The sequence below is a fragment of the Modestobacter sp. VKM Ac-2983 genome (assembly GCF_026967885.1).
Classification (GTDB): domain Bacteria; phylum Actinomycetota; class Actinomycetes; order Mycobacteriales; family Geodermatophilaceae; genus Modestobacter.
This window is the reverse complement of sequence record NZ_JAPVBK010000005.1, coordinates 256,986-271,523: the sequence shown is the minus strand read 5'-3', so window position 1 is coordinate 271,523 and position 14,538 is coordinate 256,986. Positions and strand designations below refer to the sequence as shown.

Sequence of the window (14,538 nt, the reverse complement as noted above, 5' to 3'; positions counted from 1 at the left end):
GGGGTCAGACCCCGCCGTTGGTCACGTACGCGCTGAGCAGCAGCACGAAGGCGCTCGCGGTGATCAGCAGCCTGGCCGGGGTGAGGCCGTTGAGCAGGCCGGCGATCACCCCGGCGTCGGACGCCCGCACCTCGGCGGCCTGGGCGCCGCGGCGGAGCAGTCGGACCTCGTCGGCCAGCAGGGTGCCGCCGGCACCCAGCAGGGTCAGCCCGAGGACGACGAACACCAGGGACAGCCGCTGGTCGAAGGTGTCCACTGCCGGCGCCAGGGAGAGCACGACGATCAGGCCCAGCAGCAGGCCGATCCCCGCGCCGGCCACCGGCGCCCAGGGGCCCATCCGCACCTTCGGGCCCCCGCGCCGGGGCATCCGCGGCCGTGGCCGGAAGCCGACCGGGGCCGTCGGGTGCGCAGCGGGCGGCGGTTCGTCAGCCGCGTCGTCCCGTGGGCCGGGCTCGCCGTCCGTGGCCGTCGCCGGGGGCGCCGGGAGCGACGCCCCCGTGGGCACCCCGTCCGGACCCTCCCCCGCCGAAGTCGCCGTCAGGGCCGGGTCGGGCGCCGTGGGCGGGGCCGCCACCTCCGACTCGCCCTGCGTCCGCTGGTCGGGCACCACCGCCGCCGTCGACCCGGTCTCCGTCCGTCGTCCACCCCGGTCGACCGTCCCGGCCGCCAGCACGTCCTGCTCGTCGCTCATCTGTGTGATCACCTCGGGTGCGGACGCTAGGTGTGCCCTCCGACGAACCCGCGCAGGTGCCCGGGTGTGGCGGGTGGGACACGCGGGACCACGGCGGGGAGTGACCCACCGTGATCCCACGAGGCCACAGCGTCAGCGCACGGCCACAGCGTCAGCTACAGGATCCGGCGACTGTCCTCGGCGACCACCCGCAGCCAGCGGTACCCGTAGCCCTCCAGCGCCAGCTCGACCGAGCCGTCGTCGGCCAGCCGGGTGCCGCCCGCGGTGAGCAGGTCCTCCAGCCGGTGACCGGCCCCGCAGCCGGGCACCGTGAGCGGCACCGACAGCGGATCGGCGCCGAGGTTGTGCACCGCGACCAGTGCCCCGTCGTCCCAGGTGCACAGGTGCGCCAGGACGGCGGCGTGCGGCTGCTCCAGCAGCTGGAACCCGCCCCAGCCGAGCTCCGGGGACTCCCGGTAGCGGCGGATGAGCAGCTTCATGAAGGACAGCAGCGAGTCCGGATCGCGGCGCTGGTCGGCGACGTTGACGAACTCGGGGGCGAAGCCACCGTCGACGACCGGCCGGGTCAGCTCCTCCGCCGGCGCGTCGGAGAACCCGCCGTTGGCGCCGCTGGTCCACTGCATCGGGGTGCGCACCGACAGCCGGCTGCCGGCCGAGAGGTCCTCCCCCATCCCGATCTCCTCGCCGTAGAAGAGCACCGGGGTGCCGGGCAGGGAGAACAGCAGGCTGTAGACCATCCGCACCCGCCGGGGGTCGCCGGCCAGCATCGGCGGCAGCCGGCGGATCAGGCCCCGGTCGTAGACCTGCATCTCCTCCTCAGGACCGAAGGCGGCGAACACCTCGGCGCGCTCGTCGTCGCCGAGCTTGTCCAGGGTCAGCTCGTCGTGGTTGCGCACGAAGGTCCCCCACTGGCTGTCCGGGGAGATCTCCGGACGGGCGGCCAGCGAGGCGGCCAGCGGCCCGGCGTCACAACGGGCCAGCGACAGGTACATCTGCTGCATCGTGTTGAAGTCGAACTGCATGGTCAGCTCGTCGCCGTCCTGGCCGCCGAAGAACTCGGCCTGCTGCTCGAACGGCAGGTTCACCTCACCCAGCAGCACCCCGGACCCGGTCCGCCGACCGAGGAAGGCACGCAGCGCGCGCAGGTACTCGTGCGGGTCGGGGAAGTGCGCGGCGGAGTCCTCGTCCACCCCGGCCGTCTCCAGCAGGAACGGGACGGCGTCGACCCGGAAGCCGGCCAGCCCGACCTGCAGCCAGAAGCCCATGATCTTCGCGATCTCGTCCCGGACCCGGGGGTTGGTGACGTCGAGGTCGGGCTGCTCGGCGTAGAAGCGGTGCAGGTACCACGCCTCCGTCTCCGGGCTGTGTGTCCAGATGCCGTCCTCGGCGTCGGGGAAGACCACCTGGCCCGAGGTGTCCGGCGGCTCGTCCTCCCGCCACACGTAGAAGTCCCGGTACGGGGAGTCCTTGCTGGCCTTCGCCGACTGGAACCAGGGGTGCTGGTCGGAGGTGTGGTTGACCACCAGGTCCGCGATCACCCGCATGCCGCGGTCGTTCGCGGTCCGGATCATCTCGACCAGGTCGCCGAGGGTGCCCAGCCGGGGGTCGACGGCGTAGTAGTCGGTGATGTCGTAGCCGTCGTCCCGACCGGCGGTCGGGTAGAAGGGCATCAGCCACAGGCAGGTGATGCCGAGGTCGGCCAGGTGGTCCAGCCGCTGGGCCAGCCCCTCCAGGTCGCCGACCCCGTCGCTGTTCCAGTCCATGAACGTCTCGACGTCCAGGCAGTAGACGACGGCGTTCTTCCACCAGAGATCAGCGGTGTCGGTGATCCGCATCGGTCTGCTCCTCAGTCCAGGACGGCGGGCTCGGGGGCCTGCGCCGGACGGCGGGGCTCGACCGGGCCGGGTGGGTCGATCGCGACCGCGGGGGCCGGTGCGGTGACGTCCAGCTGGGGCAGCACGTGCTCCCCGAAGGCGTCCAGGAACGGCAACTGCTCCTGGGGCACCTGGTGCAGGTACACCTGGTCGAACCCGAGGTCGACGTACTCCTGGATCCAGGCCGCGTGCTGGGCCAGGTCGCTGGAGATGCGCACCGCCTCCCCCACGGCCTCCGGGCTGACGTGCCGGCTGGCCTGGTCGAAGGCCGTGGTGCTGTCCAGGTCCCAGCACAACGGCGGCGGGAAGACGTTGCTGCGCCACTGGTCGTGGGCCAGCGCGACCGCTCGGTCGGGATCGGGGTTCCAGGAGACGTGCACCTGGATGGTCAGCGTCCCCTGCCCGCCGGCGTCCCGGTAGGCGGCGATCACCTCGCGCAGGGTGTCGTGCGGCTGGTTGATGGTCACCAGGCCGTCGGCCCACTCGGCGTGCCGGGCCGCGGTCTTCGCCGTCACCGCGGGGGCGATGAGCGCCGGCTGCTGCTCGGGCAGTGTCCAGATCCGCGCCCGGTCGACGGTGACCAGCCCGTCGTGGCTGACCTCCTCGCCGGCCAGCAGCGCCCGGATGATGTCGACGCACTCGCGCAGCCGGGCGTCGCGCAGCTCCTTGCGCGGCCACACGTGCCCGGTGATGTGCTCGTTCATCGCCTCACCGGAGCCCAGCGCGACCCAGAACCGGCCGGGGAACATCGACCCGAGGGTGGCGATCGCCTGGGCGATGATCACCGGGTGGTACCGCTGCCCGGGGGCGTTGACCGCCCCGAACGGCAGCCCGGTGGTCGCCAGTGCCGCGCCCAGCCAGGACCAGGCGAACCCCGACTGACCCTGCCGCGGGTTCCACGGCTCGAGGTGGTCGGAGCACATCGCCGCGGTGAAGCCCACCTGCTCGGCGTGCTGCACCGCGCGGAGCAGGTCGCTGGGGTGCACCTGCTCGTGGGAGTTGTGGAAGCCGATCACCGTCATGCCGCATGCCTACCGGCAGTGGTGATCAACCGCAGGGTGAGTGCAACCGGCAACGACCAGCCGCCGCGGTGATCAGCTGCCCGCGGCCCGACGGTAGAGCCGGCGGCCGGGCGCGGAGCTGACCCCGTGCGCGAGGGTGCTGGCCACGACCACCAGGGTGCCGGCAGCCCACAGCCGGGGATCGGTGACGCCGTCCTCCTCGCTGAGGGTCAGGTAGAACAACGCGCTCACCCCGATCGGCCCGAACCAGCCCAGGAAGACCGCGTCCCGCAGCTTCAACCCCAGCGGCCGGGCCAGGGCCAGCAGCACGGGCGGCCGGCGCAGCAGCAGCACGGCCACCGGGAAGACGAGTGCCGCCCAGCCGAGGTCGGCCCACGCCGACCAGGGCAGCAGGATGCCCAGCAGCAGGAACAACGGGAGCACCAGGTACCGGTTGACGCCCTCGTCGATGGTGTTCTGCGGGCCCACCTCGTCCTGGGCGACCGTGAAGTTGTAGGAGAGTCCCGCGATGAAGACCGCGAGGATGCCGTCGGAGTTGGCGATCCGGGCGATGCCGAGCACGGCGACCGCCAGCACCAGCGTGAAGACCAGCGACGCGCCCTGGTCGACGTCGGAGCGGCTCTGCGCGAAGCTCATGGCGCGGCCGGCGATCAGGCCGACCACGATCCCGATGACGACGCCGACGACGACCTGGTAGACGCCGTCGAGGGCGGCGTGCCCGAGGGAGTCCCCCAGCACGAGGGCGATCCCGAGCAGCACCAGGGGCAGGGCGAGCCCGTCGTTGGTGCCCGACTCCTCCGACAGCAGCTGCCGGGTCCGGGCCGGCAGGTGCTCCTCGGCCGGCTTCCCGGTGACCACGCTGGAGGCCAGCACCGGGTCGGTCGGCGTGATGCAGGCCCCGATGAGGGCGGCCAGCGCCAGCGGGACGCCGAGCACCAGCCAGGCCAGCCCGGCCGAGAGCGCGGCCATCCCGAGCATGCCCACCGTCACGAGCACCGTCGTCGGGGTGACCACCGGGCGCAGCCGGCGCACCGGGAAGCGCAGCGCCACCCCGATCAGGGAGACGGCGAGCAGCACCCGGGACATCTCGTGCACCAGCGGCGCCTGGATCCCCTCACTGATCTCGACCAGCCCGAGCACCTGCGGGCCGACGACCACCCCGAGCAGGAGCGCGAGCAGGGGCTCGCTGAAGGGCAGGTCGCGCATCTTGCTGGACAACGCGGCCAGGGCGACGGCCAGGCTGCCGACCAGCGCGTACCCCAGGTGCAGGTCTTCCATGACGCCCTCCTCCGCCGGCTCGGGTGCGGCAGGACGACGCGCCGGTCACGTGCCCCGGCGACCCCTGCCCACCGGCCGCCCGGCGGGAAACGCCTACCGGACGCTGGTCGTGCGGCCGGCGGGTGGCGGGCTCAGAAGGTGATGCCCAGGGCGACCCCGCCGAGGAAGTAGACCGCGGCGGTGATCAGCACGATGCCGATCACGTTGAGGACGGCGCCGGCGCGGATCATCTGCCCGATCGTGACGTAGCCGGAGCCGAACACGATCGCATTCGGCGGGGTGGCCACCGGCAGCATGAACGCGCAGGTGGCGGCGAGCGCCGCGGGCACCAGGAGCACCAGTGGGAACAGGTCGAGCCCGAGGGCCACCCCGCCGAGGACCGGCAGGAAGGCCGCCGCCGTCGCCGTGTTGCTGGTGACCTCGGTGAGCAGCAGGACCACGCCAGCGGTGACGACCACCAGGACGATGGCCGGCAGCGTCCCGACCGCCCCCACCTGGTTGCCCACGTACTCGTCCAGCCCGCTCGCCTGCACCGCGGCGGCCAGGCTCAGGCCCCCGCCGAAGAGCAGCAGCACGCCCCAGGGCAGCTTCTGCGCCTGCTGCCAGTCCAGCGCGGAGACGCCCTCCCGGGCCTTGACCGGGATGAGGAACAGCGCGACGGCCGCGGCGATGGCGATGGTGGCGTCGTCGAGGTTGGCCACGAACGGCAGCACGTCGGTCAGCGCACCCCAGCCGGTCAGCGGCTGGCGGAACACCCACAGCAGCGCGGTGGTCACGAAGACCACCAGCACGGTCCACTCACCCCGGGACATCGAGCCCAGCTTCTCGATCTCGGACTGGATCACCCGCTTCCCGCCCGGTATCTCGCGCAGCCCGGAACGGAACACCACCTTGGTGAGCACCAGCCAGGCCAGCGTCAGGAAGACGACGGCCAACGGCAGGCCCATCAGCATCCACTCGCCGAAGCCCAGCTCGATGTCGTAGTTCTGCTCCACGAAGGCGGCGAGGATGAGGTTGGGCGGCGTGCCGATCAGCGTGGCGAGCGAGCCGATGCTGGCCGCGTAGGCGATGCCCAGCATCATCGCGACGGCGAAGTTGCGGGTGTCGGAGTCCTGGATCAGCTCGGTGACCGCCGGGCCGCCGTCGCCGGGGGTGTCGCTGCCGGTCCCGCCATCGGTGGCGGTGGCCGCCGCGACGGCCTCGGCGTCGGCGCTGCCGGCGGCCACCCGGTCCAGCACGAGCATCAGCACGCTCAGCCCGATGGGCAGCATCAGCACCGTGGTCGCGGTGTTGCTCACCCACATGCTCAGGAAGGCGGTGGCGAGCATGAACCCGGCGATCAGCCGGGGTGGCTTGGTGCCCACCGCCCGCACGGTGAGCAGCGCGATCCGCCGGTGCAGCTCCCACTTCTGCATGGCCAGGGCGATCATGAAGCCGCCCATGAACAGGAAGATGTTCGAGTTCGCGTAGGGCGCGGTCGCCTCCTCCACCGACAGCACGCCCAGCAGCGGGAAGGCGACGATCGGCACCAGCGCGGTCGCCGGCAGCGGGAGCGCCTCGGTCATCCACCAGACGGCGAGCAGCACACCGATGGCCGCCGTCGTCCGGCCGGCGGTGCTCAGGGCGTCGTCCTGACGGAGCAGGAAGTAGACGACCAGCGCGGCGACCGGCCCACCGATCCGGCCCGCCCACTGGCGGCCGGGCGGGACCGACGTGTCGGTGACGTTCGCCTGCTCCCCACCCCGGCCGGTCGCCGGCTTGCTGCGGTCGGTCACCTCGGCGCCGGGCGCCTGCTGCCGATCTCCCCGTCGTGCCACGGTGGGTCCTCTCCTCGTCGCGCGGCCGGTGCCCCCGGCCCGGGCTCAGGCCGGTTGCAGGTCGGCGACGACGGCGGCCGGAGCCGGCTCGTGGCCCAGCGGGCGGCGGGTGAACCGGCCGGTGCCGTGCGACACCGACCGCAGCGCGCGCGGGTAGGTGATCAGCTCCCGCTCCGGCACCTCGGCGTGCACCGTCGTCTCCTCCCGCGCGGGGTCGGCGACGCTCCCGGTGACCCGGGCCCGCCGCCCGGCGAGATCGCCGAGGACCGGGCCGACGTGCTCGGCGGGCACCGTCACCTCCACGGCGCACCACGGCTCCAGCACCTGGGTGCCGGCCGCGGCGGCGAGCTCCCGCAGGGCGAGCGCGCCGGCGGCGGAGAACGCGGCGTCGGAGGAGTCGACGGAGTGCGCCTTGCCGTCCACGAGGACCACCTCGACGTCGACCAGCGGCCGGTTCCCGCTCACCCCGCGGGCGGCCTGGGCGCGCACGCCCTTCTCCACGCCGGCGTGGAACTGGGTGGGCACCGCCCCGCCGACCACCCGCTGGCTGAAGGTCACCCCGGACCCGGGCGGCCCCGGCCGGCCCTCGAGGACCACCACGGCGTACTGGCCGTGCCCGCCGGACTGCTTGACGTGCCGCCCGGTCACGGTGGCCGGGCCGGCCAGCGTCTCCACCAGCGGCACCCGGACCGGCGGGGTCTGCACCGCGACGCCGTACCGGCCGCGCAGCCGGTCCAGCAGCACCTCGGCGTGCGCGTCGCCCACGCACCACAGCAGCAGCTGCCCGGTGTCCGGCCGCCGCTCCACCCGCACCGCCGGGTCCTCGGCGACCAGCCGGGCCAGTGCGGCGGCCAACCGGTCCTCGTCGGTGCGCGAGGCCGCCTCGACCGCCACCGGCAGCTGCGGGTCCGGCAGCGGCCAGGGCGGCACCACGAGCGGGTGCTCCGGGTCCGACAGCGTGTCGCCGGTCTCGGCGCTGCTCAGCCGGGCGACGGCGCAGAGGTCACCGGCCGGGCACTCGGCGACCGGCCGCAGCGTGCTGCCCAGCACGGCGGCGATGCCCCCGACCCGCTCGTCGGCGTCGTGGTCGGGGTGCTGCTCCCCCCAGCCGTGCCCAGATCCGGCGCCGCAGACGTGCACCGGGGCGTCGGGGCGCAGGGTGCCGGAGAAGACCCGCACGAGGGAGATCCGGCCGAGGTAGGGGTCGGTCGTCGTCCGCACCACCTCGGCGACGAGCGGCCCGGCCGGGTCGCAGCCCACGTGCCCGGCCGGTCGGCCGTCCGGCCGGACAACGGGTGGGCACGGGCGTTCCAGCGGCGAGGGGAAGGCGCTCACCAGCAGGTCCAGCAGCTCGCCCACCCCGAGCCCGGTGGGCGGCGCGGCGCAGAGCACCGGGTGGAAGTCCCCGCGGGCGACCGCCGTCTCCAGGTCGGCGACCAGGTCGGTGACCTGGATCGGTTCGCCGGCGAGGTAGCGGTCCATCAGCGTCTCGTCCTCGCTCTCGGCGATCACCCCCTCGATCAGCTCGGCGCGCAGCCGGTCGCGCTCCGGGTCACCGGCCAGCGGCTCCAGGAGCGAGGTCAGCGCGCCGTCGTCCCCGAGCACGTGCAGCGGGTGGACCCCGACGCCGAGCAGCTCCCGGCAGCTCCGCACGACGGCCGGGACGTCGGCCCGCGGCCGGTCGACCTGGGTGACCACCACCGCCCGCGGCAGCCCGGCGGCGACGCACTCGTCCCACACCTGCACGGTGCCGGCGTCCACCCCGGTCACCGCGGAGACGACGACCAGCGCGGCGTCGGCGGCCCGCAGCGCTGCCCGCAGCTCGCCGACGAAGTCCGGGGCGCCCGGGGTGTCCAGGAGGGTGACCCGGTGGCCGGCGTGCTCGACCGTCGCGGCGTGCAGCGAGACCGAGTGCTGGAGGCGGACCTCCACCTCCTCGGTGTCCAGGCAGGTGGTGCCGTCCTCCACCCGGCCACCGCGGGGCAGCGCCCCGGCGGCCACCAGCAGCGCCTCGGCCAGGGTGGTCTTGCCCGCGCCGGCGCGGCCCACCAGCGCCACGTTGCGCACCCGCTCGGGCGGGCGGGGTGCCGGTGCACCCGCGCCGGTTCGGTTGCTGCTGCCGCTGTGCGTCGCCACGCAGACCTCCGGACGTCGTCGTCCCAGGTGCCCACCCTGGCCCCGGATGCCGACCCGGACAAGTCCTGGGCGGGCTCGGGTGTGCACCGCAGGCGAGACTGGCCGGCGTGCTGCCGCCGCCGGGGACGCCCGGGACCGACCTGCCGGTCCGCGCGGTGCTGCCCGCGCTCGACGCGGCGCTGACCGCGGCCGGTGCGGCGGTGCTGGTCGCCCCGCCGGGCACGGGCAAGACCACGCTCGTCCCGCTGGCCCTGGCCGGCCGGCTGCCCGGCCGGGTGCTGGTGGCCGAGCCCCGGCGGGTCGCCGCCCGGGCCGCGGCCCGCCGGATGGCGGCGCTGCTGGGCGAGCCGGTGGGGCGGTCGGTGGGCTACAGCGTGCGCGGGGACAGCCGGCGCAGCGACGCGACCCGGGTCGAGGTGGTCACGACCGGCCTGCTGGTCCGCCGGCTGCAGGCCGACCCGGAGCTGCCCGGCGTCTCCGCCGTGGTGCTCGACGAGTGCCACGAACGGCAGCTGGACACCGACCTCGCGCTGGCCTTCACCCTCGACGTCCGGGCCGCGCTGCGCCCGGAGCTGGAGCTGCTGGCCATGTCCGCCACCGCCGCGGCCGACCGGCTGGCCCAGCTGATGGGCGGTGCACCGGTGCTCGAGGCGACCGGGTCGCTGCACGAGGTGGAGCCGGTCTGGTGCCCGCCCAGCCCGCCGGTCGCCCCGCCGCACGGCACCGTCGTGGACCCGCGGCTGCTGGCCGCGGTCGCCGGCACCGTGCGCCGGGCGCTGGCCGAGACCACCGGCGACGTGCTGGTCTTCCTCCCCGGGGCGGCCGAGATCGGCCGGGTCGCCGGCCTGCTGACCGGCGTGGACGCCGACGTCCGGCCGCTGCACGGCCGGCTGCCACCCGACCAGCAGGACGCCGCCCTCACCCCGGGCCCGCGCCGCCGGGTGGTGCTGTCGACCGACGTCGCCGAGACCAGCCTGACCGTGCCCGGGGTGCGCACCGTGGTCGACGCCGGCCTGGCCCGGGTGCCGCGCTTCGACGTGGCCCGCGGGATGGGTGCGCTGGTCACCGTCCGGGTCTCCCGCGCCTCGGCGGTGCAGCGGGCCGGGCGGGCCGGGCGGGAGGCGCCCGGGCGGGTGTACCGGCTCTGGTCGGCCGCCGAGCACGACCGGCTGCCCTCGGCCGCCGAGCCGGAGGTCGCCCTCGCCGACCTCACCGGGCTGGCCCTGGAGCTGGCCGTCTGGGGCGCCCCGGACGGCGCCGGGCTCGCGCTGCCGGACGCACCGCCGGAGGCCGCGTTCGCCGTGGCCCGGGCGACGCTGCGCCGACTGGGCGCGGTGGACGACGACGGCCGCGTCACCCCGCGCGGCCGGGCGCTGACCGCCGTCGGGGCGCACCCGCGGCTGGCCCGGGCGCTGCTCGACGGCGCCGCGCAGGTGGGCCGGCGGCGGGCGGCGGAGGTCGTGGCCCTGCTGTCGGGTGACGTCGCACCCCGCTCCGACGACCTGGTCGCCGAGTGGCGGGCGCTGCGCGGCCAGTCCGGCGGCCCGGCCGCACGGTGGCGGGACGAGGTGGCCCGGCTGACCCGGGCGGCCCCGGCGGCGCCGGACACCGGGCTGCCGGACGACGCCGCCGCGGGGCTGCTCGTCGGGCTGGCGTACCCGGAGTGGCTGGCCCGACGACGTCCCGGCACCGAGCGCACCTACCTCCTGGCCGCCGGCACCGGCGCGGAGCTCGCGCCCGGGACCGCGCTGGCCGGAGCGGGCTGGCTGGCCGTGGCCGCCGCCGACCGCGCACCCGGGCGGCGCGACGCCCGGGTGCGCGTCGCGGTCGCGGTGGACGAGGCGACGGCGCTGGCAGCCGGCGCGACCGCGCACACCGACGGACCCGAGGTGACCTGGCGGGACGGCGACGTCCGGGCGGCCCGGGTCGAGCGGCTGGGCGCGATCGTGCTCGCCGAGCGCCCGCTGCCCGACCCGGACCCGGCGGCGGTGACCGCGGCGCTGACCGAAGGGCTGCGCCGGGACGGGCTGACCCTGCTGACCTGGACGCCGGCCGCCCGGGCCCTGCGGGAGAGGCTGGCCGCCGCGCACGCCGGGCTGGGTGACCCGTGGCCGGCGGTGGACGACGAGTCGCTGCTCGCCGCGCTGGCCGGCGGGGCGGCGCTGTCCGGCGCCCGCAGCCGCCGGGACCTCGCCCGGGTGGACCTGACCGCGGCGCTGCGCGGGCTGCTGCCCTGGCAGCTCGCCGGCCGGCTGGACGAGCTGGTGCCCGAACGCGTCGAGGTGCCCACCGGCTCGAACGTGCAGGTCGACTACGCCGATCCCACGGTGCCGACCCTGTCGGTGCGGGTGCAGGAGGTGTTCGGCTGGGCGGCAGCACCGGTCGTGGCCGGCCGGCCGCTGCGCCTGCAGCTGCTCTCCCCCGCCTCCCGGGTGGTCGCCACCACGGCGGACCTGGCCGGCTTCTGGGTCACCGGCTACCCGGCGGTGCGCAGCGAACTGCGTGGCCGCTACCCCCGCCATCCCTGGCCGGAGGACCCGGCCACCGCCGTCCCGACCCGCCGGGCGAAGCCCCGCGGGACCTGACCCGACCCGTGGCCGAGGGCCCACCGACGGGCGACGCAGACCACGGCGAGGACGTAGCGCCCTCGGGGCAGGTCGCCGAGTTCACCCGGCGGGCGGGCCGAGGTCCTCGGCGGTCGCCAGCGCCGTGACCCGGCCCAGTGCCGACCGGGCCGCCGGGTCGAGCTGGTCGACCAGCAGGGAGACACCCAGGAACTCCGCGCCTGCGGACTCCACGAGGTGGCGGGCAGCGCGTGCCTGACTGCCGCGCTCCGCCCAGTCGTCGACCAGGAGCACCCGTTCACCGGCCGACAGCACCGCCTGCATCCGCAAGCGATGGCGCAGACCGCGGTAGTCCTGCTCTGCCTCCGTCGCCAGCCCCACGCCGGGGAGCAGCCCGTCCCCCTTCCGCACGGCCACGAACCCCACGCCCAGGGCGACGGCGGCGGCGCCGCCGAGCAGGAAGCCCCGCGACTCGATGCCCACGACCCGCGTGACCCGCTGGTCGCGCCAGGGGTCCACCAGGCCGGCCACCACGGCGCGCAGAGCATCGCCGTCGGCGAAGACCCGCCACACGTCGGCATGGCCGCCGATCCACCGGAAGTTCGCGAGCAGTGCCGTCCGTGCGGGATCCACCGCCGGATCATGCCCGCCGCCTCGGGAACCTGTGTGTACGCATGTACGCATCGCTGTGTACGGTCGTACGCATGACCAGCGACCCGCGCTCGATGTACGAGCGGATGACGGCCGGTGACCCCTACATCGCCAACGACCCCCAGATCGCCGCTGCGAGCACCCGTGCGCAGGCGCTGTCGCACCGCTACAACACCATGGACCCCACCGACGGCGCGGCCCGCCGCGCGGTGCTGGAGGAGCTGCTGGGCGCATTCGGCGCGGGCAGCGAGATCCGCCCGCCGTTCCACTGCGACTACGGCCGGCACACCACGGTCGGGTCGCGCACCTTCGCGAACTTCGGGCTGGTCTGCCTGGACGTCGCCCGGGTGACCATCGGCGACGACGTGCAGCTGGGCCCGAACGTCCAGCTGCTCACCGCGACCCACCCCCTCGAGGCCGGCCCCCGGCGGGACAAGTGGGAGTCCGCCGAGCCGATCGTGATCGAGGACAACGTCTGGCTCGGCGGCGGCGTGATCGTCTGCCCCGGTGTCCGGATCGGCGCCAACACCGTGGTCGGCGCCGGGTCCGTGGTGACGCGTGACCTGCCCGCCGACGTCGTCGCGGTCGGCAGCCCGGCTCGGGTCGTCCGGCCCCTCCCGTGACCAGCACCATCAGGCCGCTGCCGTGACCACTGAGGCCCCCGAGGAGCACGACCGGCCGGTGCGGCGGCACGACCCCGACCGACGGCAGCGGATCGTCGAAGCGACCGTGGACGTGATCGCCGAGCACGGCGTCGCCGGCACCACCCACCGGCTGATCGCCGCGGCCGCCGACGTCCCGCTGGGCTCGCTGACCTACCACTTCACCGGCCTGGACGACCTGCGCGCGCAGGCCTTCGCGCTGCACGCCGAGCGGATGGCGGTGAAGTACGAGGCGCACTTCGCCGAGGTCGGCAGCGTCGCGGACGTCGTCGACGCGGTGACCGACCTGGTCCACGCCGATGCCGACGCCGACGACCGCGACTGGGCGGTCGCCTACGAGCTCTTCCTGGCCGCGCTGCGCGACCCCGGGCTGCGTACGGTCACCGAGTCGTGGATGCGCCGCAGCCGCAGCGTGCTGGAGCGGTTCGTCGACCCGACCACCTCGCGCGGGCTGGACGGGCTGATCGAGGGCCTGGTCATGCACAAGGTCCTCTCCACCCGGCCGGTCTCCCGCGCCGAGACCCACGAGATCATCGCCCGGGCCGTGCGGCCCACCGACTCCCAGGAGCTCCCGCGTTGACCAGCACCGACGTCCGCCGGTCGCCCGACCCGGCCCGGGTGGCCACCGCGATGCGGGCGGTCTACACCGCCTTCATCGGCGCGGGGTTCGCCTTCGCCAGCTGGGCCAGCCGGATCCCGCAGGTGCGGGACCGGCTCGACCTCGACCCGGCCGCGCTCGGCCTGGTGCTGCTGGCCATCGCGGCCGGGTCGGTGATCGCCCTGCCGCTCGCCGGCACGTTGATCGGGCGGATCGGCTCGCGCGCCACGGTGATCGTCATGGCGCTCGTGCTCGCCGCGGCGATGGTCGTCATCGCGGTCGGCTCGGTCACCTCGGTGGCCGCGCTGACGGCCGGGCTGTTCGTGATGGGCCTGTCCAACGGCGCCTGGGACGTCGGGATGAACGTCCAGGGCGCCGTCGTCGAGCGGCACCTGGGCCGGGTCGTCATGTCCCGCTTCCACGCCGGCTTCAGCCTGGGCACGGTCATCGGGGCGCTCCTGGGGACGGCGATGGTCGCCCTCGACGTACCCGTGCCGGTCCACCTGGCCGGGGTCGCCGTGCTGGTCGCGGTGGTCGTGCCGCTCAGCACGCGGGGGTTCGTCCCCGACGTCGACACCGACCCCGACGGGGTCCCGGCCGAGCGGTTCAGCGCGCTGGCCGCCTGGCGGGAGCCGCGCACGCTGGTGATCGGCGTGGTCGTGCTGGCCTTCTCCTTCGCCGAGGGCACCGCCAACGACTGGCTGGCGGTGGCGCTGATCGACGACCACGGCACGTCGGAGACGACCGGCACGCTGGGCTTCGCGCTGTTCCTCACCGCCATGACCCTGGCCCGCTGGTTCGGCGGCTCGCTGCTGGACCGGTACGGCCGGGTCCCGGTGATCCGGCTGCTGGCCGGGCTGGCCGTCGTCGGCCTGCTGCTGTTCGTGTTCGGGTCCCCGCCGGTCGCCTTCCTCGGCGCCCTGCTCTGGGGTGCCGGCGCCTCGCTCGGCTTCCCGACCGGGATGAGCGCCGCGGCCGACGACCCGGCGAAGGCTGCCGCGCGGGTGAGCGTCGTCGCCTCCATCGGCTACTGCGCCTTCCTGGCCGGGCCGCCGCTGATCGGGCTCCTCGGGCAGCAGGTCACCGTGCTGCGCGCGCTCACCGTCGTCGCCGTCCTGCTGGGCGTCGCCGTCCTGGTCGCCGGCTCGCTCCGCCCCCCGGCCGGGGTGGTCCCGGACCCCGACCGGACGCCGGAGCAGCGGGTGTGACCGCCTCCGCAGCCACCCCAGTGGGCAGAGCCCGCCG

Annotated in this window: 11 protein-coding genes; 4 read left to right on the top strand and 7 right to left on the bottom strand. The window is 75.3% G+C overall.

All coding sequences use genetic code 11. The annotated features are described in order from the left end of the window. Positions 1 to 4: 4 nt before the first annotated feature. The 6 genes from O2W18_RS20070 to O2W18_RS20045 form a co-directional block, all read right to left on the bottom strand. Positions 5 to 691: a hypothetical protein gene (locus tag O2W18_RS20070; protein WP_269189183.1), complete on the bottom strand. Its 687-nt coding sequence runs from the start codon at positions 689 to 691 to the stop codon at positions 5 to 7. 155 nt (positions 692 to 846) lie between these two features. Further along, positions 847 to 2,526 carry an alpha-amylase family protein gene (locus tag O2W18_RS20065; protein ID WP_269189182.1) on the bottom strand — a complete coding sequence of 560 codons (1,680 nt, stop codon included), beginning with the start codon at positions 2,524 to 2,526 and terminating at the stop codon, positions 847 to 849. 11 nt (positions 2,527 to 2,537) lie between these two features. Continuing rightward, positions 2,538 to 3,587: a TIGR03885 family FMN-dependent LLM class oxidoreductase gene (locus O2W18_RS20060; protein ID WP_269189181.1), complete on the bottom strand. Its 1,050-nt coding sequence runs from the start codon at positions 3,585 to 3,587 to the stop codon at positions 2,538 to 2,540. A gap of 72 nt (positions 3,588 to 3,659) precedes the next feature. Next, positions 3,660 to 4,865 carry a cation:proton antiporter domain-containing protein gene (locus O2W18_RS20055; RefSeq protein ID WP_269189180.1) on the bottom strand — a complete coding sequence of 402 codons (1,206 nt, stop codon included), beginning with the start codon at positions 4,863 to 4,865 and terminating at the stop codon, positions 3,660 to 3,662. Positions 4,866 to 4,996: 131 nt separating this feature from the next. Next, the gene (locus tag O2W18_RS20050; RefSeq protein ID WP_269189179.1) at positions 4,997 to 6,682 is read right to left on the bottom strand and encodes an SLC13 family permease; all 1,686 of its coding nucleotides are present in this window, start codon (positions 6,680 to 6,682) and stop codon (positions 4,997 to 4,999) included. A 45-nt stretch (positions 6,683 to 6,727) separates the two neighbouring features. After that, a complete protein-coding gene (locus O2W18_RS20045; protein ID WP_269189178.1) occupies positions 6,728 to 8,818 on the bottom strand; it encodes an elongation factor G-like protein EF-G2 in 2,091 nt (696 codons plus the stop codon). 107 nt (positions 8,819 to 8,925) lie between these two features. On the opposite strand from O2W18_RS20045, the gene hrpB reads away from it, so the two are divergent. Then, a complete protein-coding gene (hrpB, locus tag O2W18_RS20040; protein ID WP_269189177.1) occupies positions 8,926 to 11,403 on the top strand; it encodes an ATP-dependent helicase HrpB in 2,478 nt (825 codons plus the stop codon). Between the two features lie 81 nt (positions 11,404 to 11,484). On the opposite strand, the gene O2W18_RS20035 is transcribed toward hrpB, so the two are convergent. Continuing rightward, positions 11,485 to 12,015 carry a phosphoribosyltransferase family protein gene (locus O2W18_RS20035; protein WP_269189176.1) on the bottom strand — a complete coding sequence of 177 codons (531 nt, stop codon included), beginning with the start codon at positions 12,013 to 12,015 and terminating at the stop codon, positions 11,485 to 11,487. A 71-nt stretch (positions 12,016 to 12,086) separates the two neighbouring features. Here O2W18_RS20035 and O2W18_RS20030 point away from each other — a divergent pair, with 71 nt between their 5' ends. From O2W18_RS20030 to O2W18_RS20020, 3 genes are read left to right on the top strand one after another with little or no spacing between them, the layout of a single operon-like run. Then, positions 12,087 to 12,656 carry a sugar O-acetyltransferase gene (locus tag O2W18_RS20030; RefSeq protein WP_269189175.1) on the top strand — a complete coding sequence of 190 codons (570 nt, stop codon included), beginning with the start codon at positions 12,087 to 12,089 and terminating at the stop codon, positions 12,654 to 12,656. Positions 12,657 to 12,678: 22 nt separating this feature from the next. Next, positions 12,679 to 13,275, top strand: a complete 597-nt coding sequence (locus O2W18_RS20025) for a TetR/AcrR family transcriptional regulator (RefSeq protein WP_269189174.1) — start codon at positions 12,679 to 12,681, stop codon at positions 13,273 to 13,275. Continuing rightward, entirely contained in the window at positions 13,272 to 14,501 is a 1,230-nt protein-coding gene (locus O2W18_RS20020; protein ID WP_269189173.1) for an MFS transporter, read from the top strand. The genes O2W18_RS20025 and O2W18_RS20020 overlap by 4 nt, the downstream gene beginning before the upstream one ends. Positions 14,502 to 14,538 lie beyond the last annotated feature (37 nt).

Bases quoted from the DNA above. Each gene is read 5' to 3' on its own strand.
- O2W18_RS20030 (WP_269189175.1), top strand. From the start codon at position 12,087: ATGACCAGCGACCCGCGCTCGATGTACGAGCGGATGACGGCCGGTGAC.
- O2W18_RS20070 (WP_269189183.1), bottom strand. From the start codon at position 691: ATGAGCGACGAGCAGGACGTGCTGGCGGCCGGGACGGTCGACCGGGGT.
- O2W18_RS20055 (WP_269189180.1), bottom strand. From the start codon at position 4,865: ATGGAAGACCTGCACCTGGGGTACGCGCTGGTCGGCAGCCTGGCCGTC.
- O2W18_RS20060 (WP_269189181.1), bottom strand. From the start codon at position 3,587: ATGACGGTGATCGGCTTCCACAACTCCCACGAGCAGGTGCACCCCAGC.
- O2W18_RS20065 (WP_269189182.1), bottom strand. From the start codon at position 2,526: ATGCGGATCACCGACACCGCTGATCTCTGGTGGAAGAACGCCGTCGTC.